Consider the following 24355-nt stretch of genomic DNA (forward strand, 5'->3'; position numbering starts at 1 on the left):
GCAAGGGATCAGGCCGGGATGTCGAAGGCTCTTCGATAGGCCCGGCCGAGCCGCTGCTTCTCCATCTCGTCGGCCATCGCCGCGCGGCTGCGCTCGAGGCAATGCTCGGCCATCTCGAGCAGCCATTTGCGCGCGCCCGGACAACGCCGGGCGAGCGAGCCGAGCAACTTCTGCACCTGCATCCCGACTTCGACCACACCTGCACCGTCGCGCGCGATGGGCAGGACAAGATCCTCGACCATTTCCTGAAGCGAAAGCGGCATATCGACCAGCCCCGGCAGCGGCGGCGACGGCGGCCGTTCGGGATCGATGAAATGGTCGAGCACCCGCTGCCCCGCCACCAGCGAGGCGATCGCGGTCCCGGGATCGTTGACCGCGGGCGACAGCGCCCGGCTCGCCACTTCGGCCAGCACCACCATCCCGAACCGCGGATCCTGGTCGAAATCGCGTGACCGCGCGATGCTGAAGGCGTCGCAGACCATTTCGTCGGTGAGCCCCTCGACAGGCGCATCGGCCCAGGCCACCGGCAGGCCGGGATCGACGAAATGTCCTGCCGCGCTGACGAGGTGCAACTGTGCACCCTCGTCCCGGACAAGGCTGCTCAGCTTGCCGCGATCGACATGCGCGACATAGCCCGTGCGGTCGCAGGAAAAGCTCTGCGCCGCCGCCTCGGGCGCATGGGTCTCGACCCGCCCCGCGAACAGCGTCGGCCCGGGATAGGCGTCGAGCGCGGCGATCGCCTGCCGCTCGACCCGCTTGATCGTGTCCCCGACCCGCCCGAAGGTCGACAGTTGCGCGATCCAGCGCAACAGCGTGATCGAGATCCACACGATCACCCCGATCGTCCCGATGAACAGCACGACGCGCCCCTGCGGCCCGTACAGCTGGCTCGACAGCGCCACCAGCCCGACGATCGCGAACAGGAAACCGCCGAGGAAGGTCGAGATGGCGTTCTGCGCCGCCGCGTCCTCGATCAGCAGTTCGGTCGCGCGCGGAGAGCCCATCTGCGCCGCGCCTGAAAAGGCCGCCACCATCGCGGTCAACGAGAAGGTCGTCACCGCCAGCATCGAGGATGCGAGGATGGTGAGGATGTCATCGACCGCATCGGCGCCCATGGTGACGCTGAATTCATAGGGAATGATCGGCGCGAGCCACGCCGCGGCGAGCGCGATCAGCACCGATCCCGCGCTGATTGCAGCCGCGCGAAACCAGATCCGCCGCACCAATTGTTGGATGAACCAGCGCCACCGCGGCACGGCAATCTCCTCTCCCTGTTTGCCCACCCAACGAGTGGCAGGCCAAGCGGTGCCATCGGCGCTCCCGGCGCCCTGCTGCGCAGCCCTCCAATCCGCCCCAAAAAGCTTGGCTTCAAGGGCCCGTTCTGCCATGGTCGGACCCATGGAAAATGCCGCCCGCGCTCCCTATATCCTCCGGGTGGAAGCGCGCCTTCCCATGGCGCGGCGCTGACTGCCTCAAATCACTGAAAGTGTTGAAGAAGTTTCATGGCTGACGAACAGAATAAGAATGAATATGGCGCCGACAGCATCAAGGTTCTGAAAGGCCTCGACGCGGTCCGCAAGCGTCCGGGCATGTATATCGGCGACACCGACGATGGTTCGGGTCTTCACCACATGGTTTTCGAAGTCAGCGACAATGCCATCGACGAGGCTCTGGCGGGCCATTGCGACCGGGTGCTGATCGTCCTCAATGCCGACGGTTCGGTCAGTGTCGAAGACAATGGTCGCGGCATTCCCACTGACATGCACAAGGAAGAGGGCGTGTCGGCCGCCGAGGTCATCATGACCCAGCTTCATGCCGGCGGTAAGTTCGAGAATACCTCCGATGAAAATGCCTACAAGGTGTCCGGCGGCCTGCACGGCGTCGGCGTGTCGGTGGTGAACGCGCTGTCCGAATGGCTCGAACTCACCATCTGGCGCGACGGCAAGGAACATTGGATGCGCTTCGAGCATGGCGAAGCGGTCGAAAGCCTCAAGGTCGTCGGCGATGCCGAAGGCAAGAAGGGCACCCGCGTCACCTTCCTGCCCAGCCCCCAGACCTTCAAGATCGTCGAATTCGATTTCGAACGGCTCGAACATCGCTTCCGCGAACTCGCCTTTCTCAACTCGGGCGTGCGCATCCAGCTCATGGACGCCCGCCATGACGAACCCCGCGAAGTCGAGATGTATTATGAAGGCGGCATCGCGGCCTTCGTCCAGTGGCTCGACCGCGCCAAGACCGCGCTCCTTCCCGATCCGATCGCGATCACCGGACAGCGCGACGACATCGGCATCGAGGTCGCGCTCGAATGGAACGACAGCTATTATGAAAATGTCCTCTGCTTCACCAACAACATCCCGCAGCGCGACGGCGGCACCCATCTCGCCGCTTTCCGCTCGGCGCTGACGCGCACGCTTAACAACTATGCCGACAAGAGCGGGCTTCTGAAAAAGCAGAAGGTCAGCCTGACCGGCGACGACATGCGCGAAGGCCTGACCGCGATCGTCTCGGTGAAGCTGCCCGATCCCAAATTCTCCTCGCAGACCAAAGATAAGCTGGTGTCCTCCGAGGTGCGCCAGCCCTTGGAAAGCCTGATGGCCGACAAGCTCGCCGAATGGCTCGAGGAAAATCCCAATCTCGCCAAGGACGTCATCCAGAAGGTGATCGACGCTGCCGCCGCGCGCGAAGCCGCGCGCAAGGCTCGCGAGATGACCCGCAAGGGCGCGATGACCGTGGCCTCGCTGCCCGGCAAGCTGGCCGACTGCCAGGAACGCGATCCCGCCAAGGCCGAACTCTTCCTCGTCGAGGGCGATTCGGCAGGCGGCTCGGCCAAGCAGGGCCGCGACCGCAAGACGCAGGCGATCCTTCCTTTGAAGGGCAAGATCCTCAACGTCGAACGCGCGCGCTTCGACCGCATGCTCGGCTCGAAGGAAATCGGCACGCTCATCCAGGCATTGGGCACCGGCATCGGCCGCGACGACTTCAACCTCGAGAAGCTGCGCTACCACAAGATCGTCATCATGACCGACGCCGACGTCGACGGCGCGCATATCCGCACGCTTCTTCTGACTTTCTTCTACCGGCAGATGCCCGAGCTGATCGAGGGCGGGCATCTCTACATCGCCCAGCCGCCGCTCTACAAAGTCGCGCGCGGGCGCAGCGAGGTCTATCTCAAGGACGATGCCGCGCTCGACGACTATCTGGTCGACGCGGGGCTCGAAGGGCTGCTGCTCGCCACCGACGATGGCGACCGCACCGGCGAGGATCTGCGCAGCCTCGTCAACCACGCCCGCCGCTTCCGCACGCTGATGGGCTATGCGCCGCGCAAATATGATCCCGCGATCATCGAGGCGCTGGCGATCAACGGCGCGCTCACGCCCGACGCCAGCGATGCCGAGCGGGCTTCGGCCGCCGCCGACACCGCCAAATGGCTTGGGATCAGCGACAGCGAGGCAAGCTGGTCGGGCGAAATGGCCGACGATGGCGACCTGGTGTTGCGCCGCGAATGGCGCGGGGTGACCGACGCGGTGCGCATCGGCCATAATTTCCTCGGCTCGACCGAGGCGCGCAAGCTGCACCGCCTCGCCGAGGAACAGTCGGACACCTATCGCACCCCCTCCAGCCTCAAGGCATTGAAGGCCGATGGCGAGGAATCCGACCGCAAGCCCATTCTCGTGACGCGGCCGAGCGAGCTTCTCGACGCGGTGCTCGCGGCGGGACGGCGCGGCCTCTCGATCCAGCGCTACAAGGGTCTGGGCGAAATGAATGCCGAACAATTGTGGGAAACCACGCTCGATCGGGAAAACCGTTCGCTCCTCAGGGTCGAGATCGACCAGGCCGACGTGGCCGACGAGATCTTCACCCGGCTGATGGGCGACGTGGTCGAACCGCGGCGCGAATTCATCCAGGACAATGCGCTGAGCGTGGCGAACCTCGACGTCTGATCCGGGCGAGATGACTCTCACCGTCGCTTCCTTCAACATCCGCAAGGCGATCGGGACCGATCGCAAGCGGCGCCCCGAACGGGTGCTGTCGGTGCTCGAGGAAATCGGTGCCGACATCATCGCGCTGCAGGAAGCCGACAAAAGAGTGGGAACGCGCGGCGCGGCGGTGCCGCACGAACTGATCGACGACCATGGCCATTGGCAGCCGGTGGATTTCGACGTCTCGCACGGCAAGCTGCTCGACATCCTGCCCGACCATCCGGTGACCGCGCCGATGATGGGGCGGCTCAACACCCGCAATCTCGGCTGGCACGGCAATGCCATCCTCGTCCGCAAGGGCACGCGCATTCTCGATGCCGAGGCGCTCGACCTGCCCACGCTCGAACCGCGCGGCGCGGTGATGGTCGAACTGGAAGTCGATAGCGGCCCGGTGCGCATCATCGGGATGCATCTCGATCTCTCGGGCCTCTATCGCAAGAAACAGGTCGATCGCATCGTCGCCCATATCGAGGCGCGCCATGCGCACATGCCCACCATCGTGATGGGCGACAGCAACGACTGGCGTCCCGACCCGCCCTGCTTCTCGGCTTTCTCGGGGCGCTTCCGCCTCGCCGACTGCGGGCCGAGCTTCCACAGCCGCAAGCCGATGGCCGCGCTCGACCGCATCATCGTCGACAAGGCATTCGAGATCGAACGATCGGGGGTCCACCGCAGCGCGGCGGCACGCAAGGCCTCGGACCATCTGCCCGTCTGGGCGCGGCTCAAGCGCTAGGCACCGCGCTCCATCTTGCGCTGGCGGCGGCGCTGCACCGATGAACCGATCCCCATCGCTTCGCGATATTTGGCGACCGTCCGCCGCGCGAGGTCGAATCCCTGCTCCTTCAGAAGCTTGACCAGCGCATCGTCGGAGAGGATCTTCTCCTCGTTGTCGATCAACTGCTTGATCGCCGCCTTGACCGCCTCGGCAGCCGCGCCTTCCTCGCCATCGGCCGAGGCTACCCCCGAGCCGAAGAAATATTTGAGCTCGTAGAGCCCGCGCTCGCACAGCAGATATTTGTTCGAGGTGACGCGGCTCACGGTCGATTCATGCATCTCGATCGCCTCGGCGACCTTGGCGAGCGTCAGCGGCTTCAATGCCGCCACGCCTTCGCGGAAAAAACCTTCCTGCTGCTTCACGATCTCGATCACCGTGCGCACGATCGTCTGCGCCCGCTGGTCGAGCGCCTTCACCAGCCAGTTGGCGCTGGCGAGATGATCGGCCAGCCAGGCCTTGCTCTGCTTGTCGCTCGCCCCCGCCTTCAAATCGGCATGATATTCGCGATTGACCAGCAGCCTCGGCAGCGCCGCCTGGTTGAGTTCGACGCTCCACCCCTTGCCGCTTTCGCGGACGAAAACGTCGGGCACGACATCCTCGGCGGGCCGCTCGGAAAACTGGCAACCGGGCTTGGGATCATAGCTGCGCAATTCGCGCACCATGTCGGCAAGATCCTCCTCGTCGACACGGCAGATGCGCTTCAGATCGGCCATCCGCCCCTTGGCGAGATAGTCGAGATTGTCGATCAGCCGCGCCATCGCGGGATCGTAGCGGTCGGCCGCCTTGGCCTGCAGCGCCAGGCATTCGGCCAGCGAGCGCGCTCCCACCCCCGGCGGATCGAGCGACTGCACCAGTTCGAGCGCTTTTTCGGCTTCCTCGATCTCGACCGAGAAAGCCGAGGCGATCTCGCGCAGCGGGGTTTCGAGATAGCCCGTTTCCCTGAGTTCGTTGACGATCGTCTCGGCGATCTGCCCCAGCCGCCCGGGCGTCCCCGCCAGTTGGTCGAGAAGATGTTCGGAAAGGCTGTGCGGCTTATATTCGAGCCGGTCGAAATCGAACGCCTCGGCTGCCTCGCCCATCGGCAGGTCGGGCAGGCTGTCGGTCTCGCGCGCGGCGGCCTCGGCATCCCAGTCGAGCGCCTCGTCGCCCTCGCCAAAATGCTCGACGCTATCGACCTGGTCGGGATCGCCTGGCTCTACCTCGGGCGCGGCGGGCTCCTCGTCGCGGTCGCCGCGCTCGACTTCGAGAAGCGGATTCTTCGCCAGCTCCTCGGCAATCACCTGCTCGACCTCGACGCTCGACAGCGCAAGCAGCTTGATCGCCTGCTGCAATTGCTGGGTCATGACCAGCGACTGGGTCTGACGGATATCGAGGCGTGGTCCGAGGGCCATGACCGTGCCTCTAGAGGGCGAAGCTTTCGCCCAGATAAAGACGCCGCACCTCGGCATCGGCGACCAGCGCCTGCGGGGTGCCCTGGAACAGCACCTGCCCGTCATAGATGATGCAGGCCCGATCGACGATATCGAGCGTCTCGCGCACATTATGGTCGGTGATCAGCACCCCGATATCGCGATTCTTGAGCTCGCGGATGAGGTCGCGGATATCGCTGATCGACAGGGGATCGATCCCCGCGAAGGGCTCGTCGAGCAGCATGATGGTGGGATCGGCCGCCAGCGCGCGCGCGATCTCGCAGCGCCGCCGCTCGCCCCCCGACAACGCCATCGCCGGACTGTCGCGAAGCCCCGTCAGCCCGAATTCATCGAGAAGCTGCTCGAGCCGCGCCTCGCGCGCATCGCGCACCGGCTCCGAAATCTCGAGCACCGAGAGGATATTCTGCTCGACCGTCAGCCCGCGAAAAATGCTCGTTTCCTGCGGCAGGTAACCCAGCCCCAGGATCGCGCGCCGGTACATGGGAAGATCGGTAATGTCGCGCCCGTCGAGAATGATGCGCCCGGCATCGGGGCGCACCAGCCCCATCACCGAATAGAAGCTCGTCGTCTTGCCCGCGCCATTGGGGCCGAGCAGCCCGACCACCTCGCCGCGCGCCACTGCCATCGACACGTCCTTGAGGACCACTTTCTTGTCATAGCTCTTGGCGATTGACTTGACCTGCAGTCCGCGGGTCTCGACTTCCTCGGGCACGTCCGACAGGTCGGTGCGCACCTGCTCCTCGACGTCGGCCATCAGTTGCGCTGCGGCACCGTGAAGCGTCCCCGCACACGGCCACCTTCCCGTTCGACGCCCGCAGGCCCGCCGTCCATCACCGCGCGCCCCGACTTGAGGTCGATGGTGAGTCGCGAACCCATCAGTTCGCTGCGCCCCTGCGCGAGCCGGACATTGCCGACCATGGTGATGATCGACCGGTCGAGATCATAAACGGCAAAATCGCCCCGCGCGGTTTCCTTGGCGCTGCGCACCGTCACCCCGCCCGAGGCGTCGAGCCGGTCGATCTCGATTCCCTGCCCGCTCGAATAAGCGATCCGCAGCCGCTCGGTCGTGAGCGTAAGGCCCGCTTGGCGAACCACCACATTGCCCACGAACAGCGCCCGGTCCTCGCGGTCCTGCACCTCGATCCGGTCGGCGGCGACATCGACGGGCGCGTTGATGTCATGCCCCGCCAGCGCGGACCCGCGTTCCTGCGTGGCGGCCATGGCCCCCGCACCCGCGACAAGGCTCAGCGCGGCGGCGGCCAGGAGAGATTTGGCATGCATATTGCTCATCTGACGCCCCCTTGCCGGATTTTCAAGGTCGCACGTCCCTCGAGACTGACCGTGCGCTCGCCGAGGTCGGCGGTCATTCCCCCGGCGCTGAACTCGCCGAGCCGCATCGCTCCGGTGACGCGATCCTGGCTCCACAGCCGCCGTTCGCCGAGATCGACGATCACGTCGCTGGTATCGAGCCGGTAGCCGTCGGGCCCGCGCACGCGGATGCCGCCGATGATTTTCACTCGCTTGGCGTCGATGTCGTAAAGCCCCTGGTCGGCGCGCACGACCAGCGGCCCGCGCTCGAGATTGAGCCGCGCCGCCATGCCCTCGATGGCGACGATCGGCACCTTGCTCGACTGCTGGAGCGCTTCGTCGGCGACGATGGTGAACAGCTGGCCCTTGTTGTCCTCGCCGGTATAGCGCGCTTTCTCGACTCGCATCCGCTCGGGCGCCTGCTCGACATCCTTCTTGTCGAGGATGAAGCTGACATCGCCGCGCTCGGACAAGGGCGCGAACAGCAGGATGGCGAGAAGGATCAGCCCCGCCGCGGGCAATCCCCATTTCATCAACCGCACGACATGGTCGTGGCGGCTGCCGGGCTCGGCCCAGCGCCGCTTGATCGCGCGTTCGCGGCGGGCGGTTTCGCTCATCTAGCTATGCGCGAAAATGTCGACCTCGTCCCACCCGGCAAGGTCGAGCCGCGCCCGGAAGGGCAGGAAGTCGAAACAGGCCTGCGCCAGCTCGGTGCGCTGTTCGCGCTCGAGCCGCTTTTCGAGTTCGGCCTTGAGTTCATGGAGAAAGCGCACGTCGCTCGCGGCATATTCGCGCTGCGCGTCAGAAAGCTCGGGCCCGCCCCAGTCGGAGCTCTGCTGCTGCTTGGAGATATCCTTGCCGAGGATTTCCTTGACCAGCTCCTTGAGGCCATGGCGATCGGTATAGGTGCGCACCAGCCGGCTCGCGGTGCGGGTGCAGAACAGGGGCGCCGCCATCACGCCCAGATAGGCTTCCATGATGGCGATGTCGAAACGCGCGAAATGGTAGAGCTTGAGGCGATTGGGATCGCCCAGCAGCGCTTTCAGATTGGGCGCATCATAGTCGCTGTCGGGCGAAAAGCGCACGAGGTGCTCGTCGGGCCCGCCGTCGGAAAGCTGCACCAGGCACAGCCGGTCGCGCCCCGGCAGCAGTCCCATCGCCTCGGTATCGACCGCGATCGGGCCGTCGCCGAACATGTCGGCCCGGGGCAGGTCTTCTTCGTGGAAATGGACGGCCATGGGTACTCCTTATGCTGATGCGCGTGCGAGGCCATAGCCTCTCGCCCCCTGCCTTGCCAGAAGCTGTCCGAGGAATCACTAGGATAACTCCGCTTTTTCCTGTATGACCACGCTGGTGCGCGCGGATTTTGCCGTGCCACGGGCGATTCTAGGGCTTTCGACTCCGGCCCGATCGCGCAATGGGTTTTAGGAGCGAAGAAGTTTGGACGGGCATGGGTTTCGATAGAGGGCGTAAAGGCGACCGCGGCGGTCGCGGTCGTGACAAGCGGGACGGGTTTTTCGGAGAAGACAGCTACCAGGATCGCGGCGGATTTTCGGATCGCGGCGGTTTCGGCGGCGGCGGTGGCGGCGGTTATGGTGACCGTGGCGGCCCCGGCGGCGGCGGCTATCAGGATCGTGGCGGCGACTATGGCGGCGGCGGTGGCGGTGGCTATCGCGGCGGCGGTGGCGGCGGCGGCGGTTATCGCGGCGGCGGCGGTGGATACCGCGGCGGCGGCGGTGGCGGAATGCCTCCGCAGGTCGTTGGCGAAGGCAAGGGCACCGTCAAATTCTTCAATCCGCAGAAGGGCTTCGGCTTCATCGTCCGTGACGATGGCGGCGAAGATGTCTTCGTGCACATCTCGGCGGTCGAAGCTGCGGGTCTCACCGATCTCGCCGACGGCCAGCCGGTCGAATTCACGCTCGTCGATCGCGGCGGTCGCGTGTCGGCCACCGATCTCCGGATCGAGGGTGAGCCGATGCAGGTCGAACGGGGCGGCGGCGCTCCTGCCGGCGGCGGCTTCAACAAGCGCGAGCTGACCGGCGAAACCGCGACCGGCACGGTCAAGTTCTTCAACGCGATGAAGGGCTTCGGCTTCATCCAGCGCGATGACGGACAGCCCGATGCCTTCGTGCATATCTCGGCAGTCGAACGTGCCGGCATCCCCACGATCAACGAGGGCGACCGGTTCGAATTCGATCTCGAAGTCGACCAGCGCGGCAAATATGCCGCGGTGAATCTCAAGCCGGCCAGCTAAGGCCGAGCGCGAATCACGCAAGGAGCCCGTCCGGCATTGCCGGGCGGGCTTTTGCTTGTCATGGACAAACGCGTGATCACCATCGACCCTGCCACTCCCGCCGATCGCGACTCGCTCCACGCGCTCATCGAATCGGCCTATCGGGGCGACAGCGCGCGGCGCGGCTGGACGCATGAAGCCGACCTGCTCGGCGGCCAGCGCACCGATCCCGAAGCCCTGGCCGACCTGCTTGCCGACCCCGCCCAGACCATGCTCGTCGCGCGCGACGGGCAGCGCCTGTGCGGCTGCATCGCGCTCGCCGACAAGGGCAGGGACCGCTTCTATTTCGGGATGCTCACGGTCGATCCCCGCATGCAGGGCGCGGGCCTTGGAAAGCAGTTGCTCGACGCCGCCGAGGATTTCGCGCGCCAACAGGGCGCCAAGGTGATGGAAATGCAGGTCATCGCCCAGCGCACCGACCTCATCGCCTGGTATGAACGGCGCGGCTATCGCGCCACCGGCGGGACCGCGCCTTTCCCGATGCATGATCCGCGCTTCGGCCTGCCCAAGCGCGACGATCTTGTCTTCGCCCTGTTCGAAAAGCCGCTCTAGGTCACCATCCGGCGCAAGGTCTCGATGCGGTCGGCTTCCTCGGCGGGCTTGTCGTCGCGGATGCGGCTGATGCGCGGAAAGCGCATCGCCAGTCCCGACTTGTGGCGCGCCGACAGGTGGATCGAATCGAACGCCACTTCGAGAACGAGGCTTTTCTCGACTTCGCGCACCGGCCCGAAGCGGTTGATGGTGTTGCGCCGGACGAAACGGTCGAGCCGCTTCAATTCCTCGTCGGTGAACCCGAAATAGGCCTTGCCCACGGGCAGAAGCTCGCCCTCCTCGGTCCAGCAGCCGAAGGTATAGTCGGAAAAATAGGAAGAGCGTTTGCCCGACCCGCGCTGGGCATACATCATCACGCAATCGGCATTGAGCGGATCGCGCTTCCATTTGTACCACAGCCCCGTTCGCCGCCCCGCGACATAGGGGCTGTCGCGCCGCTTGAGCATCAGTCCCTCGACGCCGCTGTCGCGCGCGGCATCGCGCATCTCGCCCAGCGCATCGAAACTGTCGGCCTCGATCAATTGCGACAGGTCGAACCGCGCATCGTCGAGCGTGGGAACGAATTTCTCGAGCCGTTCGCGCCGTCTTTCCCAGGCCTGCTCGCGCTGGTCCTCGCTGCCCTCGAACAAGATGTCGTAGAGCCGGACGAAGGCGGGAAAGTCGCGCTGCATCTTCGCGCTCACATTCTTGCGTCCCAGGCGCTGCTGGAGCGCATTGAAACTGCCGGCCTGCCCGCCCTGTTCGGCGCCGCGCACCAACAATTCGCCATCGACCACCCCGTCGCGGTCGAATGCCTCACAGACATCGGGAAAGCTGTGCCCGATATCGTCGCCCGTGCGGCTGTAGAGCCGGGTTTCCCCGCCCGCGCGCACGATCTGGACGCGGATCCCGTCCCATTTCCACTCGGCGGCATAGTCGCGAAGGTCGATGCGCTTCTCGTCCTCGAGCGGATGGGCCAGCATGAAGGGGCGGAACACCGGCAGTTCGGCGACATCGGGCGGCTCGGCGCGACCCTCGGCCCAGGCGAACAGGTCAGTGAAGGGCGGCTCCATCGCGTGCCACACTTCCTCGACCGCATCGACCTCCAGCCCGAAGGCATCGGCGAGTGCCTGCTTGGCGAGCCGAGCCGACACGCCCACGCGCAAGGCGCCGGTGGCGACCTTGATCAGCGCATAGCGCCCCGAGGCATCGAGATGGTCGAGCATCTCGGCAAGAAGGGCAGGGGCCTCGGACCGGCTCGCCGCTTTCAGCCGCTCGACCGCTTCGCCCAGCCCCAGCGTCCCATCGTCCACTTCGGGACGCCCGTCGGCAGCATCGTCCCAGAGAAGTGACAGCGTCTCGGCCGAATCGCCGACATAGTCGCGGCTCATCTTGTAGAGGACGGGATCGATCCGCTCCTCGGCGAGGCGGCGGATCACCGCGGGCTTCACATGGGGAATGTCGACTTGCCCCGTCAGCGCGGCGAGCGCGATTCCCCGGTCGGGATCGGGCGCCGACTTCAGATAATCGCCGATCAGCCGCAGCTTGGCGTTGCGCGACCGCGTGTAGGTGAGGTCGTCGAGAAGGCGGGAGAAGGCACGCATCGCCGCATCAACGGCTCGCCGGGCGCTTTGGCTCCCGCCCGCTTCTCACCGCTTCAGCCCTTCTGCGCGGCTTCGAACAGGAACCAGGCCCGCTCTTCGGCGGCATCGATCCATTCGTCGATCACCGCGCTGGTGGCATGGTCCCTCGCCTCGTCGGCAATGTCTTTCAGCTCGCGCAGCGATTCGACCATCGCCAGATTGTCGTCGCGCAGCTCGGCAAGCATGTCGGCGGCGCTCACATAATCCTTGTCATTGTCGCTGATCGTCTGGCGGCGCGAGACATCGCCGATCGACCGCAGCGTGGTGCCGCCGGTCTTGCGCACCCGCTCGGCGATCGCATCGGTGGTCCCGAGAATCGCCGCGGCCTGCTCGTCGAACAGCAGGTGATAGTCGCGAAAATGCGGTCCCGAGACGTGCCAGTGGAAATTCTTGGTCTTGAGATAGAGCGCATAGCTGTCGGCCAGCAGGCGGTTGAGCCCGTCGCCGACATCCTTGATGTCATTGCTCTTCAGATCGGTGGGGGTGGCCAGTTTCTCGGCAACGTCGGTCATGAAATCCTCTTGATTGCTGGGGTTCATCACCCCAACGAACCCCCGCCGCGATGGTTCGAGGCATTATCTTCATGGCTCTAATCGGCTCGCTGACTTGACAAAGCGCCCCTCCACCGCCAAAGAGCCGCCGACCGGGGCGGCTCCTTGCGTGCCGCTCTTCTTGTATTACCGCAATTTTGGGACCTGACCGATGGCCAAACCGGCAACCGTCAAGATCAAGCTCGTCAGCACCGCCGACACCGGCTTTTTCTACGTGACGAAGAAGAATCCGCGCAACATCACCGAAAAGATGGTGCAGCGCAAATATGATCCGGTCGTGCGCAAGCATGTGGATTTCAAGGAAGCGAAGATCAAGTAAGCCGGTCTTTCGACACCTTGGCCTCGGGCCGAATCGGCGGGACCCCTAGTGGGTCCCGTCTTCGTTCGGGGCTCCTGTTTCTTCCAACAGGCGCGCCACCGTCTCGGCAAAGCGCGCCACCGAGATCGGCTTTTCGAGATAGGCCGCCGCACCCGCATTGCGGATCCGCTCGTCATCGCCTTCGCCCGCATAGGCGGTCACCGCCATGATCGGCACATGGGCAAGCTTTTCCTCGCCCTTCAAGAGCCCCATCAGCTCGATCCCGTCGAGATAGGGAAGCTGGATGTCGGTGATGACGAGGTCGGGCTCGATCCTGAGCGCGGTTTCCATCGCCTCGCGGCTGTCCATCACCCCGGTGGCTTCATGGCCATGCGCAGTGAGCAAGTCGCAGAACAACTTGATGTTCAACGCGTTGTCCTCGACAACCATGATCTTGGCCATGGAATGCATTTCCCCTGCTCGATAAGGCGGCGAATAGGCGATGACGCGCGATAGTACAAATGATCCTCCGGTCCTGGCGCTCCGGGCGCTCGCCGCCACGCTCGCCGACGAGCGGCGCGCCGAGCGGCTGCTCGCGCTCACCGGCCTCGACGCCGAAGGCCTGCGCGCCCACCTGGGAGAGCCCGCGCTCCTCGCGCAGATGCTCGCTTTCCTCGAAAGCCACGAACCCGACCTTCTCGCGGTCGCCGCCGACCTCGACGTCGATCCCGCGCAGCTGGTCGCCGCGCGCCAGGCGCTCGAGGCATGAAGCGCCCGCTCCTCATCACCGACTGCGACGAAGTGCTTTTGCACATGGTCGCCCATTTCGATGCCTGGCTGTCCGAAGCCCATGGCATTCACTTCGCCTTCGAAACCGGCAGCTTCGGCGGCTCGATGACCTATCGCGCCACCGGCGAACCGGTCCCCGAAAGCGAGGTCTGGCCGCTGCTCGATCAATTCTTCCGCGGCGAGATGGACCGCCAGACCGTCGTGCCCGGCGCGGTCGAGGCGCTCGGCCGAATCGGGGAAGTCGCCGACATCGTCATCCTCACCAACATCGGCGATGAAGCGCATCCCTGGCGCGTGGCGCAGCTCGAACGCCATGGCATCCGCCACGAAGTGATCTGCAACCGCGGCGGCAAGGGCCGCCCCGCACGCGACATCATCGCCCGCCACGGCCCGCGCGCCACGGCCTTCGTCGACGATCTGCCGATCCACCATCGCTCGGTAGCGAAGCACGCTCCCGAGACCTGGCGGCTGCACATGGTCGCCGAACCCCGCCTCGCGCCCGCGGTCCCCGATGCCGAACATGCCCATGTCCGCATCGATCATTGGGACGGAGCGCTTCCATGGCTGCTCGAAAGACTGGAGACTGCATGACCCGCACCCTGTTCATCACCGGCGTCACCGCGGGCATCGGCGAAGCCACCGCAAGGCGCTTCCTCGAGGACGGCTGGCAAGTGGTCGGGACGGGCCGGCGGCAGGACCGTCTCGACGCGCTCGCAAGCGATCTCGGCGACCCCTTCCACCCGGTGACCAGCGACATGCGCGATCTTGCTGATCTCGGCCGCGTGGTGCGCCAGCTTCCCGAACGCTTCGCGGGCATCGACCTTCTCGTCAACAATGCCGGCCTCGCGCCCCCGATGGACGATTTCCAGGACGCGGATCTCGAAAAACAGCTCAACGCGATGCGCACCAACATGGACGGGCTGATCGTGCTCACCCGCCATCTCCTGCCCACCCTCATCGAGCGCAAGGGCGCGATCATCAATCTCGCTTCGGTGGCGGGCAGCTATCCCTATCGCGGCGGCGCGGTCTATGGCGCGACCAAGGCCTTCCTGACCCAGTTCAGCCTGTCGCTGCGCTCGGACCTGTCGGGCACCGGAGTGCGCGTCACCTCGATCGAGCCCGGCATGGTCGAGACCGAATTCACCCTCGTTCGCACCGAGGGCGACCGCCAGGCTTCCGAGGCGCTCTATGCCGACATGGAGCCGATGACCGCCGAGGACATCGCCGAGACGATCCACTGGGCCGCGACACGGCCCCCGCACCTCAATATCAACCGCCTCGAGCTCATGCCCACCAGCCAGAGTTTCGCGGGCTTCACGGTCCATCGCGGCGCTTGACGGCGACGGGGCTCCGCGCGCAGGACGAGCGCCATGACCATTGAAGAAAAACTCGCCGAACATGGCATCACCCTTCCGGCGCCCGCCGTGCCGGTCGCTTCCTATCTTCCCGCGGTCGAAGCGGGCGGCCTCCTCCACATCTCGGGCCAGATCTCGATGGACGAGGAAGGCAGTCTCATCACCGGCACGCTGGGCAAGGATCTCGACGTCGCCGAAGGCCAGGCCGCGGCCGAACGCTGCGGGGTGATGCTGATTGCCCAGATGAAGAAGGCGCTGGGCTCGCTCGACCGGGTCGAGCGCATCGTGAAGCTCGGCGGCTTCGTCAATTCCACGCCCGACTTCACTGACCAGCCCAAGGTGGTCAACGGCGCATCGGACCTCATGCAGCTGGCGTTCGGCGACGCGGGTCGCCACGCCCGTTCGGCGGTCGGCGTCAACACGCTGCCGCTGGGCGTCGCGGTCGAAGTCGATGCGATCGTCAAGGTCCGCGACTGATCCACTCGATCCCGGCCCCGGGGGTTTCTGCCACCGGGGCCTGCACGGGCCGGGTGTCCCGGAAAATTCGCTCGCTTCCTTCCGCGCCGCGATCGACCTGGGGCTTGGCATCGAATGCGATCTCCAATTGTCGGGCTGCGGCACCGCGATGGTCTTCCACGATCGCGATGGTCGCCGCCTGTGCGCGCGCCCCGACGTGGTGGCGAATTCGAGCGCGGAGGAAATGGCGGGCTGGTCGCTGCTCGGCACCGAGGAGACCGTTCCCACGCTGGCCGCGATGCTCGATCTGGTGGCGGGCCGCGTTCCGCTGCTTCTCGAAATGAAGGAGGAAGGCCGCAATGGCGAGCGGATCGCGGCGGCAACCCTCGCGGCGATGCGCGACTATGACGGCCCGGTCGGGCTGATGAGCTTTTCGGCCCGCGCGATGGCCTTCATCCGCAAGGTCGCGCCCGAGGTGCGGCGCGGACTGGTGCTTTCGGGGCGCGACGTGCCGCTCCGCCGCTGGGACAAGATCCGCCGCTCGCGACCCCAGTTCACCGCGGTAAAGGTGAGCGTCGCGCACCAGCCCTGGGCACAGAAAATGCGCGAAGATGCCCCGCTCTACGGCTGGACCGCGCGCACCGGCGCCGAGGCGCGGCGCCTTGCACGCCATGTCGATGCCACCATCTGGGAAGGCGATGGCCGACCAGGCCCCTGACATCCACGCCCGCCTCGAAGGCGCGATCGCCGATGTGGATGCGGACAGCTGGGACGCGCTCGCGGGAAAGGGCGATCCCTTCCTCTCGCACGCTTTCCTCCGGCTTCTCGAAGAATCGGGAAGCGTGGGCGGGACAAGCGGCTGGAGCCCGCTTCACCTCACGCTGCATCGCGGCGACCGGCTGATCGGCGCGGCGCCTGCCTATCTCAAGGCGCACAGCCAGGGCGAATATGTGTTCGACCATGGCTGGGCCGATGCCTGGCATCGCGCGGGCGGCGAATATTATCCCAAGCTTCTCGTCGCGATTCCCTTCACTCCCTGCCCGGGCCCGCGCCTCCTCGGAGAGAATCGCGCAATTCTCGTCGGGGCGATGGAAGGCGTCGCCCGGCAGAACGGGTTGAGTTCGGTGCACGCGACCTTTTGCGAGGAAGAGGATGTGCAGGTCTTCGAGGAGCGCGGCTGGCTGGTGCGCGAAGGGCTGCAATTCCATTGGCGCAACCATGGCTATCACAGCTTCGACGATTTCCTCGCCGCGCTCACCAGCCGCAAGCGCAAGGCGATCCGCAAGGAACGGCGGACCGCTTGCGAAGGGCTCGAGATCCGCACGCTGCGCGGCGATGAGATCGGCCCCGAAGCGGCGGATGCGATGTGGCGCTTCTACCAGGATACGGGCGCGCGCAAATGGGGGCATCCCTATCTCACCCGCGCCTTCTTCGACGCGATGGTCGAAAGGCTGGGCGACCGCTTGCTGATGTTTCTCGCCTGCCGCGACGGGGAGCCCATCGCGGGCGCGCTCAACCTCGTCGGCCAGGACACGCTTTATGGCCGCTATTGGGGGGCGCTCGAACATCGCCCCTTCCTCCATTTCGAGTTGAGCTACTATCGCGCGATCGAATGGGCGATCGAAAATGGCCTCCAGACCGTGCAGGCCGGCGCGCAGGGCGAACATAAGGTGGCGCGCGGCTATGAACCGGTGATCACCCGCTCGGCCCATTATCTCCCGCACCCCGACTTTGCCGAGGCGGTGGCCCGCTTCATCGAGGGCGAAAGGCGCGCGGTCGCCGCCGAGCGCCGCTATTATCTCGATCTTCTGCCCTACCGCTCCGAAGTGCTGTCGAACATCGCCACCTGACGCGTGCCGCGCGCATCGCAGCGCGCGCGATACATTCCGGGCGTGGTGAAGCTCCAGGCCGCTTCGCCCGAGGGGGCGACCGCGATCATGCCCCCGGTGCCCCCCATCGCGCCGATCTCGGCGAGCACCGCGTCGAGCGCGCTTTGCAGATCCTCGTTGCAGAACCGCATCCGCGCGCAGACCTCATGCGCGGCAGCCGCACGGATGAACACTTCGCCGAGGCCCGTCGCCGAAACCGCGGCGGCGCGGTCGTCGGCATAGGTGCCCGCTCCGATCAGCGGCGAATCGCCGATCCGGCCCCATCTCTTGGCGGTCAGCCCGCCGGTCGAGGTGGCAGCGGCGACATGGCCCGCCTCATCGACCGCGACTGCGCCGATGGTGCCATATTTGATCTCGGCGTCGAACGCCTCCGACCCGCGCGCGAGAAGCTCGTCGAGCTGGCGCCGCCGCTCGGGGGTGACGAACCAGGTGTTGGGCACCTGCTCCAGTCCCTGTTCGAGCGCGAATTCCTCGGCACCGCCACGTCCCATCAGGACATGGGGGCTCTTTTCCATCACCGCGCGCGCCGCGCTGATCGGCGCACGCGTGGTGCGCAGTCCGGCGACCGCCCCGGCGCGCCGCTCGGCGCCTTCCATGATTGCGGCGTCGCATTCGACATGGCCGTCATGCGCGAGCACGCTTCCGCGCCCGGCATTGAAGGCGGGATCCTCTTCCATCGCGCGCGCCGCGGCTTCGACCGCGTCGATCGCGCTCCCGCCCTTGGCAAGCACTTGCTCGCCCGCGTCGAGCGCATCGCCAAGGCCGTCATGCGCGGCCTTCTCCATCTCGGGATCGAGGCTTCCGGGGCGCATCGAACCGGCGCCGCCATGTATCATCAGGGACCACATGGCCTTGGCCCCTAGCCGATGGGGCATCCGAAATCCAATCCGCTTGACCCTGCGATCATAAAGATATAAATATGATATCAATTAAGGGAGAAAGTGAAATGACCGACACCCATGTCCTCGGTCTCGCGGCCAGCAAGGAACGCGAAGCCCATACCTATAGCGGCTATCCGATGCTGCTCGTCCTGCTGCTGCTCGCCGCGGTGCAGGTCTTCGGCGTGCTCCACCTCGTCCGCAATGGCGAGGGGGCGATGATCGCGCTGGTCATTGCGGTGCCGATCCTCCTCGTTCTGGTCGCGGCGGGTTTCTACATGCTCCAGCCCAACCAGGCCGCGGCGATCACCCTGTTCGGCGACTATCGCGGCACCGACCGCACCACGGGCCTGCGCTGGGTATGGCCGTGGATGATGCGCACCAAGGTCTCGGTGCGCGCCAACAATTTCATTTCCGACACGATCAAGGTGAACGATCTTCGCGGCAACCCGATCGAGATGGCGGCGCAGATCGTCTATCGCGTGGTCGATACCGCCCAGACCCTGTTCGACGTCGACGATTACAAGGAATTCGTCCGCGTCCAGGTCGAAGCCGCGATCCGCACCGTGGGCGCGCGCTACCCCTATGACGATTTCGACCAGGAAGACATCACCCTGCGCGGCCATCTCGAAGAGGTGGGCATCGAGTTGAAGCGCGAGATCCGCGCTCGCCTCGCGGTCGCCGGGATCACCGTCGACGAATGCGGCTTCACCCATCTGGCCTATGCCCGCGAGATCGCCGGCGCGATGCTCCGCCGCCAGCAGGCGCAGGCCGTGGTCGCCGCGCGCCAGACGCTCGTTCACGGCGCGGTCGGCATGGTCGAGATGGCTTTGGAGGAACTGTCCGAAAAGGATGTCGTTGAACTGGATGACGAACGGCGCGCCGCGATGGTATCGAACCTGATGGTGGTGCTGTGCGGGGAACGCGACACGCAACCCGTCGTCAACGCCGGCAGCCTCTACACCTGAGCGACAGGAGAAGATTTCCGATGGCCAAGGCCCGGAAAGCCTTTCCCCTCCGCGTCGATCCCGACCTCTGGTCGGCGGTCGAACGGCTCGCCGCGACCGAATTGCGCTCGGCCAATGCGCAGGTGGAGATCCTCCTTCGCGAAGCGCTCCACGATCGCGGCGTCAAGCTCAAGCCGCCCGGCGCCGCGCCGCGCCGCGGCCGCCCGCCGAAGGACAAGGAATGACCCACCACGAAGGCCCCGAATGGTTTCATGCCAAACGCTATGGCTGGGGCGCGGGCCTGCCCTGCGCCTGGCAGGGCTGGGCACTGCTCCTCGGCTATGCGCTGGTCGCGATCCTGTCGGGCATCTTCCTCGCCGAACGCTCGCTCATCGCCTTCCTCGCGATCCTCGTCCCGCTCACCTTGCTGTTCGTGCTGATCGCCTCGCGCACCACGAGGGGCGGCGCCTGGCGCTGGCGCTGGGGAAAGAACAAGGACAGCTGGTAGGAACGCCCTAGAAGCGGCGGAACGGCGGCGCCTTGCCCTCGACGATCGCTTCGTCAAGCAGCCGCGCCAGCCGCAGCCCGCCTTTCACTACCGATTCGCGCGCCACCGGGATCAGCCTATCGACATCCTCTTCGCTCAAGGTCGCCGCTTCCTCGACGTCCCCCGCGCAAGGATCGCGGTCGAGAAGGCTCGGATAGGCATGGTCGCGCGCCACCGCCCACATCTCGCGGCTCCAATCGACCACATTGCCACCTGCCATCGCCGCGATCTCTTCGGCGTGATAGCCCGACAGAAGACCCTCCGCCCCGCCCGGCGGCGTCGAGATCGCCCGCTCGGCAAGATAGCCGTCCCAGATGGCATGGAGATTGGTGCCCTTGATATGGCCATAATGGGCATCGACCCGGTTACCTCCAAGGTCGCCCTTGTCCCCGGCATGCATCGGCTGGTGCAGATCGCCCACGAAATGCAGGAGGAAGGCCAGCGCCTCCACCCGCGCCCGCGTCGGCAATTCCCGGTCGGCGAGCAGCCGGGCGTTGCGCTCGATCTGCGCCGCGACGCAATTGCCGTCCTTGCACGGCCCCGAAAGGTCGAACGGCTCGCAGATATTCACATTCTGATAGTGCCAGGAAAAGGCATAGGCATAGCGATCGCCCAGCCGCTTGATGCAGTCGGGCCAATAGGCCGCATCCTCGATGCTCGCGATCCGGCAGGTCGGCGTCTGCAAAAGTTCGTCCTGCGCCATCAGGCGGCGGATCTCGGCGCGGGTCTCGGGCCGGACATTGTCGAGGGCGATCCGCGCCACCACGCCATGCCCATATTCCCAATAGGCCGTCGCCGGCGCCGCGAAGGCCAAGCCCAGCGCGGCCAGCAATCCCGCCAGCCAGCGCATCATTCCTCGTCCCCGTAGATCGCGACCTGCCGCTGGCCGTCGCTCGTCGCCTTGCCGCGATACATTCCGGGCGTGTCGAAGGCCCAGACCGGCGTGCCGTCGGGCGCCAACAGGATGACGCCTCCCGATCCGCCCAGCTCGCCCACCTCGGTAATCGCCTTGTCGGCGGCCAGCTGCGCGACCTGTGCCGCAAGGCCCGGACGGCTCGCCATCGAGCCCGCTTCCTCGCTCACCTCGCGCTCGATGCGCTCCAATTGGCTGCACACCCGATAGGCGACCGCCAGCCGGATGAAATATTCGCCCGAGCCCGTCGCCGACAGCCCGCATTTCGCATTGGCATAGGTGCCCGCCCCGATGATCGGGCTGTCCCCGATGCGTCCCCAGCGCTTGCCGGTCATTCCCCCGGTCGAGGTACCCGCCGAGATCACGCCGTCGCGGTCGATCGCCACCGCGCCCACGGTGCCGAACTTGCCGTCATCGTCGAGCTGGCTGACCTTTTCGCGCCGCTTGGCGCGCGCCTTGTGCCGCTTGAGCGAATCGAAGCGGTGCTGGGTGAAGAAATAGTCGGGCTTCACCTGCTTCAGCCCCTGGTCCCGCGCGAACTGGTCCGCGCCTTCGCCCGACAGGAGGACATGGGGGCTCTCCTCCATCACCTTGCGCGCAAGCAGAATGGGATTGCGGGTCGTCGAGGCTCCCGCCACCGCCCCGGCTTCGAGCGTATCGCCGCGCATGATCGAGGCATCGAGCGAATTGGTCTCCTCCCAGGTGAAGACCGCGCCCTTGCCGGCGTTGAAATTGGGATCGTCCTCGAGAACCGTGATCGCGGCGGTCACCGCATCGAGCGAGGAACCGCCCGCCGCCAGAACTTCCGACCCGGCATCGAGCGCGCGGTCGAGCGCGGCGCGGATCTCGGCATCCTTCTCAGGCGTCATCGCGTCGCGCTTGATCGTCCCCGCACCGCCATGGATGACGATCGACCATTGCCCCTCCTCGGCAAGGGCGGTCTGGGGCAGGGTGGCAAGGGCGAAAAGCGCGGCAATCAGCCAGGACAGGATCTGCATGGTCTTCTTCTATCGCGATGCTCCCACCTTTGCACCCCGCCAAATGCCCTGTCCGGGCGCCCCCGCGAGGAACGGCTTTAGTTCCCGCCCAAGCCTCCCTATATTGGCCCCCATGTCCGCAATCCGTCCCTGGCGCACCATCGAGCGCCGCAAGAGCCGCCAGATCATGGTGGGCAATGTCGCCGTGGGCGGCGATGCCCCGATCAGCGTGCAGACCATGACCAACACGCCGACCAGCGATGCACCGGCGACCATCGACCAGATCCACCGCTGCGAGGAAGCGGGGGCGGACATCATCCGCGTCTCCTGCCCCGACACCGCCTCGACCGCGGCGCTGGGCCGCATCGTTCAGGCCGCCCATGTGCCGATCGTCGCCGACATCCATTTCCACTACAAGCGCGCGCTCGAGGCTGCCGATGCGGGCGCGGCCTGCCTGCGCATCAATCCCGGCAATATCGGCTCGGATGAGCGGGTGAAGGAAGTCGTCGCCGCGGCGCGCGCCAATGGCTGCGCGATCCGCATCGGGGTCAATGCCGGCAGCCTCGAAAAGGATCTGCTTGAAAAATATGGTGAACCCTGCCCCGAGGCGCTGGTCGAAAGCGCGATGGACCATATCCGCATCCTCGAGGATCATGGCTTCCGCGACTACAAGGTCGCGGTGAAGGCCAGCGACGTGTTCCTCGCGGTCGCGGCCTATTCCGAACTGGCCTCGCAGGTCGATTGCCCGCTCCATCTCGGCATCACCGAGGCAGGGGGCCTCATCGGCGGCACGGTCAAGAGCGCGGTGGGGATGGGCTCGCTGCTCTGGGCGGGGATCGGCGACACGATCCGCGTCTCGCTCTCGGCCGAACCCGAGGAAGAGGTGCGCGTCGGCTATGAAATCCTCAAGACGCTCGGCATCCGTGCGCGCGGTGTCCGCGTCGTCAGCTGCCCGAGCTGCGCGCGGCAGGGCTTCGATGTCATCCGCACCGTCCAGACGCTCGAGGAGCGGCTCCAGCATATCAAGACCCCGATGAGCCTCTCAGTGCTCGGCTGCGTGGTCAACGGGCCGGGCGAAGCGCGCGAAACCGACATCGGCATCACCGGCGGGGGCAATGGCAAGCATATGGTCTATCTGTCGGGCGTGACCGACCATCATGTGCAGGATGAGGACATGATCGACCATATCGTCCGACTGGTCGAGGCCAAGGCCGCCGAGATCGAGGCGGGCGAAGCCTCGGCCTTCGTCGCCGCCGAATGAACAATCTTCTTCCCACCGCGCTCGTCGCGCTGGTCGGGATCGGCGCGATCGATTGGGCGCTCACCCCCGCTTACGCGCCGCCGAAGGAAGCCCCGCCCGCAGCCGAAAGCCACGCGCCCGCGCATCCCGAGGCGCGCCCCTTCGACGCCCATGCCGACGCGATGGCCGCGGTCGATGCCGCGCTCGCCCGCGCGTCGCGGCGCGGCACCCATGTCCTTCTCGTGATGGGTGCCAATTGGTGCCACGACAGCCGCGGCCTCGCAGGACTGTTCGAAACCCCCGACATGGCCTCGTTGATCGAGGAGCATTTCGAATTGGTCTATGTCGATGCCGGTCGCCCGCGCGAGGAGGATGTCCACAATCTCCATGTCGCGCGCCGCTTCGGGGTCGAACGGCTCGAAGGCACCCCCAATCTCTTCATCCTCTCGGCGGAGGGCGAACTCTTGAACCCGCCCGAGGACGTCATCGGCTGGACCGATGCGGCCAGCCGCGATCCGGGCGACATCCGCGATTTTCTCCTCGCTCATCGCCTGCGCTGACACTCGACAGGGTGCAAGGGCCGGAGTAGCGGATGGCCATGCAGCGCATCTCGCCTCTCCTTGCCTATCTGGTCGCGATTCTCGCGGTCGGCTTCCTCTCGGGGATGGATGCCGCGATGAAGAAGGTCGGGCTCGAACATGGCGCACTCGCGGCGCTGTCGTGGCGCGCGCTCATCGCCGCTCCGCTCGTCGGCATGATCTATTTCTGGCTGCGCAAGGGCCCGCCCGGCCGCACCGCGCTTCGCTATCACTGGATGCGCGGGGTGCTGATGGTCCCGATGAGCATCGCTTTCTTCTGGGGTCTGAACCGCGTCCCGATGGCACAGGCGATCGCGCTGGCTTTCATCGCGCCGCTTCTCGCTCTGGTGCTGGCAGGCCCGATCCTCGGTGAACGGGTCGGCCCGCGCATCGTCGCGGGCTCGCTGCTCGCCTTCGCGGGCGTGCTCACCATTTTCGCAGGGCAGGCGCAGGCCGATCTCGGGCGCGACGCGATGCTCGGCAGCCTCTCGATCCTCGGCTCGGCCTGCCTCTATGCACTCAACATCCTTCTCATGCGACGCCAGTCGCAGTCGGCGGGGCCGTGGGAAATCGCCTTTTTCTATTTCGCGGTGGCGGGCCTCGGCTTCTGGATCGTCAATCTCTTCACCGGCCTGCCGCCCTTCCCGCAGGAATCGGCGGGAACGCTGGTCATCGCGACATTGCTCTCGATCGCCGGAATGCTCGGATTGGCCTGGGCCTATGCCCATGGCGAAGCCGCCTATCTTTCCTCGTCCGAATATTCGGGCTTCATCTGGGCGGCCTTCATCGGCTTCCTCGTCTTTGGCGAAATCCCCTCGCCCTGGACAATGGCGGGCGCGGTGGCAATCGTCACCGGCTGCTGGATCGCCGCGCGCACCCGCCGCGTCGATCATGCGATGGAAGCCGCCTGATCTTTCCTTGTGACAAGTTGTGACGCTTGCACCGCTTGTTTCCGGCGCGGCAGGCGGGCCACAAGA

Annotated in this window: 29 protein-coding genes; 17 read left to right on the top strand and 12 right to left on the bottom strand. The window is 65.9% G+C overall.

Annotation, left to right across the window (positions count from 1 at the left end):
- Positions 1–8: 8 nt before the first annotated feature.
- Complete coding sequence (locus tag FHS50_RS09590; RefSeq protein WP_183934217.1) at positions 9–1256, bottom strand: DUF2254 domain-containing protein; 1248 nt, start codon at positions 1254–1256, stop codon at positions 9–11.
- Positions 1257–1502: 246 nt separating this feature from the next.
- Between FHS50_RS09590 and gyrB the strand changes: the two genes are divergently transcribed.
- Complete coding sequence (gyrB, locus tag FHS50_RS09595) at positions 1503–3941, top strand: DNA topoisomerase (ATP-hydrolyzing) subunit B (protein ID WP_183934218.1); 2439 nt, start codon at positions 1503–1505, stop codon at positions 3939–3941.
- Between the two features lie 10 nt (positions 3942–3951).
- Positions 3952–4713: an endonuclease/exonuclease/phosphatase family protein gene (locus tag FHS50_RS09600; protein WP_183934219.1), complete on the top strand. Its 762-nt coding sequence runs from the start codon at positions 3952–3954 to the stop codon at positions 4711–4713.
- Here the strand turns inward: FHS50_RS09600 and rpoN are convergent.
- Genes rpoN through FHS50_RS09625 form a run of 5 tightly spaced genes read right to left on the bottom strand, consistent with a single transcriptional unit; the run spans position 4710 to position 8731 of the window.
- Complete coding sequence (gene rpoN, locus FHS50_RS09605) at positions 4710–6146, bottom strand: RNA polymerase factor sigma-54 (protein WP_183934220.1); 1437 nt, start codon at positions 6144–6146, stop codon at positions 4710–4712. The genes FHS50_RS09600 and rpoN overlap by 4 nt on opposite strands.
- A gap of 10 nt (positions 6147–6156) precedes the next feature.
- Positions 6157–6939 (bottom strand): LPS export ABC transporter ATP-binding protein, encoded by a 783-nt coding sequence (lptB, locus tag FHS50_RS09610; RefSeq protein WP_183934221.1) that lies wholly within the window; start codon positions 6937–6939, stop codon positions 6157–6159.
- Positions 6939–7475, bottom strand: coding sequence for an LptA/OstA family protein (locus FHS50_RS09615; RefSeq protein WP_246333115.1), 537 nt, complete (start codon positions 7473–7475; stop codon positions 6939–6941). Before FHS50_RS09615 ends, lptB begins: the two co-directional genes overlap by 1 nt.
- Positions 7472–8110 carry an LPS export ABC transporter periplasmic protein LptC gene (lptC, locus tag FHS50_RS09620; RefSeq protein WP_183934222.1) on the bottom strand — a complete coding sequence of 213 codons (639 nt, stop codon included), beginning with the start codon at positions 8108–8110 and terminating at the stop codon, positions 7472–7474. The genes FHS50_RS09615 and lptC overlap by 4 nt, the downstream gene beginning before the upstream one ends.
- Positions 8111–8731 carry a ribonuclease D gene (locus tag FHS50_RS09625; protein WP_183934223.1) on the bottom strand — a complete coding sequence of 207 codons (621 nt, stop codon included), beginning with the start codon at positions 8729–8731 and terminating at the stop codon, positions 8111–8113.
- A gap of 212 nt (positions 8732–8943) precedes the next feature.
- On the opposite strand from FHS50_RS09625, the gene FHS50_RS10800 reads away from it, so the two are divergent.
- On the top strand, positions 8944–9747 hold the full coding sequence (locus tag FHS50_RS10800; protein ID WP_183934224.1) for a cold-shock protein: 804 nt from the start codon (positions 8944–8946) through the stop codon (positions 9745–9747).
- 60 nt (positions 9748–9807) lie between these two features.
- Positions 9808–10338, top strand: a complete 531-nt coding sequence (locus FHS50_RS09635; protein ID WP_183934225.1) for a GNAT family N-acetyltransferase — start codon at positions 9808–9810, stop codon at positions 10336–10338.
- Here FHS50_RS09635 and FHS50_RS09640 read toward each other — a convergent pair.
- Both FHS50_RS09640 and FHS50_RS09645 read right to left on the bottom strand, forming a co-directional pair.
- Complete coding sequence (locus FHS50_RS09640; RefSeq protein ID WP_183934226.1) at positions 10335–11921, bottom strand: cisplatin damage response ATP-dependent DNA ligase; 1587 nt, start codon at positions 11919–11921, stop codon at positions 10335–10337. The genes FHS50_RS09635 and FHS50_RS09640 overlap by 4 nt on opposite strands.
- A 53-nt stretch (positions 11922–11974) precedes the next feature.
- Complete coding sequence (locus tag FHS50_RS09645; RefSeq protein WP_183934227.1) at positions 11975–12472, bottom strand: Dps family protein; 498 nt, start codon at positions 12470–12472, stop codon at positions 11975–11977.
- Positions 12473–12662: 190 nt separating this feature from the next.
- Between FHS50_RS09645 and rpmG the strand changes: the two genes are divergently transcribed.
- Positions 12663–12830 (top strand): 50S ribosomal protein L33, encoded by a 168-nt coding sequence (gene rpmG / locus FHS50_RS09650; RefSeq protein ID WP_183934228.1) that lies wholly within the window; start codon positions 12663–12665, stop codon positions 12828–12830.
- 45 nt (positions 12831–12875) lie between these two features.
- Here rpmG and FHS50_RS09655 read toward each other — a convergent pair whose 3' ends face one another.
- Complete coding sequence (locus tag FHS50_RS09655; RefSeq protein WP_183934229.1) at positions 12876–13271, bottom strand: response regulator; 396 nt, start codon at positions 13269–13271, stop codon at positions 12876–12878.
- 40 nt (positions 13272–13311) lie between these two features.
- Here FHS50_RS09655 and FHS50_RS09660 point away from each other — a divergent pair, with 40 nt between their 5' ends.
- Genes FHS50_RS09660 through FHS50_RS09685 form a run of 6 tightly spaced genes read left to right on the top strand, consistent with a single transcriptional unit; the run spans position 13312 to position 17259 of the window.
- A complete protein-coding gene (locus FHS50_RS09660; protein ID WP_183934230.1) occupies positions 13312–13578 on the top strand; it encodes a DUF3572 family protein in 267 nt (88 codons plus the stop codon).
- Complete coding sequence (locus FHS50_RS09665; protein WP_183934231.1) at positions 13575–14189, top strand: HAD family hydrolase; 615 nt, start codon at positions 13575–13577, stop codon at positions 14187–14189. Before FHS50_RS09660 ends, FHS50_RS09665 begins: the two co-directional genes overlap by 4 nt.
- Positions 14186–14935, top strand: a complete 750-nt coding sequence (locus FHS50_RS09670; RefSeq protein WP_183934232.1) for an SDR family NAD(P)-dependent oxidoreductase — start codon at positions 14186–14188, stop codon at positions 14933–14935. Before FHS50_RS09665 ends, FHS50_RS09670 begins: the two co-directional genes overlap by 4 nt.
- 33 nt (positions 14936–14968) lie before the next feature.
- The gene (locus FHS50_RS09675; RefSeq protein ID WP_183934233.1) at positions 14969–15430 is read left to right on the top strand and encodes a RidA family protein; all 462 of its coding nucleotides are present in this window, start codon (positions 14969–14971) and stop codon (positions 15428–15430) included.
- Positions 15405–16127 carry a glycerophosphodiester phosphodiesterase family protein gene (locus FHS50_RS09680; RefSeq protein ID WP_183934234.1) on the top strand — a complete coding sequence of 241 codons (723 nt, stop codon included), beginning with the start codon at positions 15405–15407 and terminating at the stop codon, positions 16125–16127. The genes FHS50_RS09675 and FHS50_RS09680 overlap by 26 nt, the downstream gene beginning before the upstream one ends.
- The gene (locus FHS50_RS09685) at positions 16108–17259 is read left to right on the top strand and encodes a GNAT family N-acetyltransferase (RefSeq protein WP_183934235.1); all 1152 of its coding nucleotides are present in this window, start codon (positions 16108–16110) and stop codon (positions 17257–17259) included. Before FHS50_RS09680 ends, FHS50_RS09685 begins: the two co-directional genes overlap by 20 nt.
- Here the strand turns inward: FHS50_RS09685 and FHS50_RS09690 are convergent.
- Entirely contained in the window at positions 17223–18134 is a 912-nt protein-coding gene (locus FHS50_RS09690; protein ID WP_246333116.1) for an isoaspartyl peptidase/L-asparaginase family protein, read from the bottom strand. The genes FHS50_RS09685 and FHS50_RS09690 overlap by 37 nt on opposite strands.
- Positions 18135–18244: 110 nt before the next feature.
- Between FHS50_RS09690 and FHS50_RS09695 the strand changes: the two genes are divergently transcribed.
- Genes FHS50_RS09695 through FHS50_RS09705 form a run of 3 tightly spaced genes read left to right on the top strand, consistent with a single transcriptional unit; the run spans position 18245 to position 19631 of the window.
- Positions 18245–19144: an SPFH domain-containing protein gene (locus tag FHS50_RS09695; protein ID WP_183934237.1), complete on the top strand. Its 900-nt coding sequence runs from the start codon at positions 18245–18247 to the stop codon at positions 19142–19144.
- Positions 19145–19164: 20 nt separating this feature from the next.
- Positions 19165–19368: a type II toxin-antitoxin system antitoxin gene (locus FHS50_RS09700; RefSeq protein WP_183934238.1), complete on the top strand. Its 204-nt coding sequence runs from the start codon at positions 19165–19167 to the stop codon at positions 19366–19368.
- Positions 19365–19631: a hypothetical protein gene (locus FHS50_RS09705; RefSeq protein ID WP_183934239.1), complete on the top strand. Its 267-nt coding sequence runs from the start codon at positions 19365–19367 to the stop codon at positions 19629–19631. The genes FHS50_RS09700 and FHS50_RS09705 overlap by 4 nt, the downstream gene beginning before the upstream one ends.
- Positions 19632–19638: 7 nt before the next feature.
- On the opposite strand, the gene FHS50_RS09710 is transcribed toward FHS50_RS09705, so the two are convergent.
- Positions 19639–20523, bottom strand: coding sequence for a S1/P1 nuclease (locus tag FHS50_RS09710; RefSeq protein ID WP_183934240.1), 885 nt, complete (start codon positions 20521–20523; stop codon positions 19639–19641).
- Positions 20520–21581 carry an isoaspartyl peptidase/L-asparaginase family protein gene (locus FHS50_RS09715; protein WP_183934241.1) on the bottom strand — a complete coding sequence of 354 codons (1062 nt, stop codon included), beginning with the start codon at positions 21579–21581 and terminating at the stop codon, positions 20520–20522. The genes FHS50_RS09710 and FHS50_RS09715 overlap by 4 nt, the downstream gene beginning before the upstream one ends.
- Before the next feature lie 112 nt (positions 21582–21693).
- Here FHS50_RS09715 and ispG point away from each other — a divergent pair, with 112 nt between their 5' ends.
- From ispG to FHS50_RS09730, 3 genes are read left to right on the top strand one after another with little or no spacing between them, the layout of a single operon-like run.
- A complete protein-coding gene (gene ispG / locus FHS50_RS09720) occupies positions 21694–22821 on the top strand; it encodes a flavodoxin-dependent (E)-4-hydroxy-3-methylbut-2-enyl-diphosphate synthase (RefSeq protein ID WP_183934242.1) in 1128 nt (375 codons plus the stop codon).
- Positions 22818–23360: a thioredoxin family protein gene (locus FHS50_RS09725; RefSeq protein WP_183934243.1), complete on the top strand. Its 543-nt coding sequence runs from the start codon at positions 22818–22820 to the stop codon at positions 23358–23360. Before ispG ends, FHS50_RS09725 begins: the two co-directional genes overlap by 4 nt.
- A gap of 32 nt (positions 23361–23392) precedes the next feature.
- Positions 23393–24289: a DMT family transporter gene (locus FHS50_RS09730; RefSeq protein ID WP_183934244.1), complete on the top strand. Its 897-nt coding sequence runs from the start codon at positions 23393–23395 to the stop codon at positions 24287–24289.
- The last annotated feature ends 66 nt before the right edge of the window (positions 24290–24355 follow it).

It is taken from the genome of Sphingomicrobium lutaoense, from assembly GCF_014195685.1.
Taxonomy (GTDB): domain Bacteria; phylum Pseudomonadota; class Alphaproteobacteria; order Sphingomonadales; family Sphingomonadaceae; genus Sphingomicrobium; species Sphingomicrobium lutaoense.

What these genes read in the sequence shown, in the direction of transcription:
- gyrB (WP_183934218.1), top strand. Translation starts at nt 1,503, where the DNA reads ATGGCTGACGAACAGAATAAGAATGAATATGGCGCCGACAGCATCAAG.
- FHS50_RS09600 (WP_183934219.1), top strand. Translation starts at nt 3,952, where the DNA reads ATGACTCTCACCGTCGCTTCCTTCAACATCCGCAAGGCGATCGGGACC.
- rpoN (WP_183934220.1), bottom strand. Translation starts at nt 6,146, where the DNA reads ATGGCCCTCGGACCACGCCTCGATATCCGTCAGACCCAGTCGCTGGTC.
- lptB (WP_183934221.1), bottom strand. Translation starts at nt 6,939, where the DNA reads ATGGCCGACGTCGAGGAGCAGGTGCGCACCGACCTGTCGGACGTGCCC.
- FHS50_RS09615 (WP_246333115.1), bottom strand. Translation starts at nt 7,475, where the DNA reads ATGAGCAATATGCATGCCAAATCTCTCCTGGCCGCCGCCGCGCTGAGC.
- lptC (WP_183934222.1), bottom strand. Translation starts at nt 8,110, where the DNA reads ATGAGCGAAACCGCCCGCCGCGAACGCGCGATCAAGCGGCGCTGGGCC.
- FHS50_RS09625 (WP_183934223.1), bottom strand. Translation starts at nt 8,731, where the DNA reads ATGGCCGTCCATTTCCACGAAGAAGACCTGCCCCGGGCCGACATGTTC.
- FHS50_RS10800 (WP_183934224.1), top strand. Translation starts at nt 8,944, where the DNA reads ATGGGTTTCGATAGAGGGCGTAAAGGCGACCGCGGCGGTCGCGGTCGT.
- FHS50_RS09635 (WP_183934225.1), top strand. Translation starts at nt 9,808, where the DNA reads ATGGACAAACGCGTGATCACCATCGACCCTGCCACTCCCGCCGATCGC.
- FHS50_RS09640 (WP_183934226.1), bottom strand. Translation starts at nt 11,921, where the DNA reads ATGCGTGCCTTCTCCCGCCTTCTCGACGACCTCACCTACACGCGGTCG.
- FHS50_RS09645 (WP_183934227.1), bottom strand. Translation starts at nt 12,472, where the DNA reads ATGACCGACGTTGCCGAGAAACTGGCCACCCCCACCGATCTGAAGAGC.
- rpmG (WP_183934228.1), top strand. Translation starts at nt 12,663, where the DNA reads ATGGCCAAACCGGCAACCGTCAAGATCAAGCTCGTCAGCACCGCCGAC.
- FHS50_RS09655 (WP_183934229.1), bottom strand. Translation starts at nt 13,271, where the DNA reads ATGGCCAAGATCATGGTTGTCGAGGACAACGCGTTGAACATCAAGTTG.
- FHS50_RS09660 (WP_183934230.1), top strand. Translation starts at nt 13,312, where the DNA reads ATGACGCGCGATAGTACAAATGATCCTCCGGTCCTGGCGCTCCGGGCG.
- FHS50_RS09665 (WP_183934231.1), top strand. Translation starts at nt 13,575, where the DNA reads ATGAAGCGCCCGCTCCTCATCACCGACTGCGACGAAGTGCTTTTGCAC.
- FHS50_RS09670 (WP_183934232.1), top strand. Translation starts at nt 14,186, where the DNA reads ATGACCCGCACCCTGTTCATCACCGGCGTCACCGCGGGCATCGGCGAA.
- FHS50_RS09675 (WP_183934233.1), top strand. Translation starts at nt 14,969, where the DNA reads ATGACCATTGAAGAAAAACTCGCCGAACATGGCATCACCCTTCCGGCG.
- FHS50_RS09680 (WP_183934234.1), top strand. Translation starts at nt 15,405, where the DNA reads ATGCGATCGTCAAGGTCCGCGACTGATCCACTCGATCCCGGCCCCGGG.
- FHS50_RS09685 (WP_183934235.1), top strand. Translation starts at nt 16,108, where the DNA reads ATGGCCGACCAGGCCCCTGACATCCACGCCCGCCTCGAAGGCGCGATC.
- FHS50_RS09690 (WP_246333116.1), bottom strand. Translation starts at nt 18,134, where the DNA reads ATGATACATGGCGGCGCCGGTTCGATGCGCCCCGGAAGCCTCGATCCC.
- FHS50_RS09695 (WP_183934237.1), top strand. Translation starts at nt 18,245, where the DNA reads ATGACCGACACCCATGTCCTCGGTCTCGCGGCCAGCAAGGAACGCGAA.
- FHS50_RS09700 (WP_183934238.1), top strand. Translation starts at nt 19,165, where the DNA reads ATGGCCAAGGCCCGGAAAGCCTTTCCCCTCCGCGTCGATCCCGACCTC.
- FHS50_RS09705 (WP_183934239.1), top strand. Translation starts at nt 19,365, where the DNA reads ATGACCCACCACGAAGGCCCCGAATGGTTTCATGCCAAACGCTATGGC.
- FHS50_RS09710 (WP_183934240.1), bottom strand. Translation starts at nt 20,523, where the DNA reads ATGATGCGCTGGCTGGCGGGATTGCTGGCCGCGCTGGGCTTGGCCTTC.
- FHS50_RS09715 (WP_183934241.1), bottom strand. Translation starts at nt 21,581, where the DNA reads ATGCAGATCCTGTCCTGGCTGATTGCCGCGCTTTTCGCCCTTGCCACC.
- ispG (WP_183934242.1), top strand. Translation starts at nt 21,694, where the DNA reads ATGTCCGCAATCCGTCCCTGGCGCACCATCGAGCGCCGCAAGAGCCGC.
- FHS50_RS09725 (WP_183934243.1), top strand. Translation starts at nt 22,818, where the DNA reads ATGAACAATCTTCTTCCCACCGCGCTCGTCGCGCTGGTCGGGATCGGC.
- FHS50_RS09730 (WP_183934244.1), top strand. Translation starts at nt 23,393, where the DNA reads ATGGCCATGCAGCGCATCTCGCCTCTCCTTGCCTATCTGGTCGCGATT.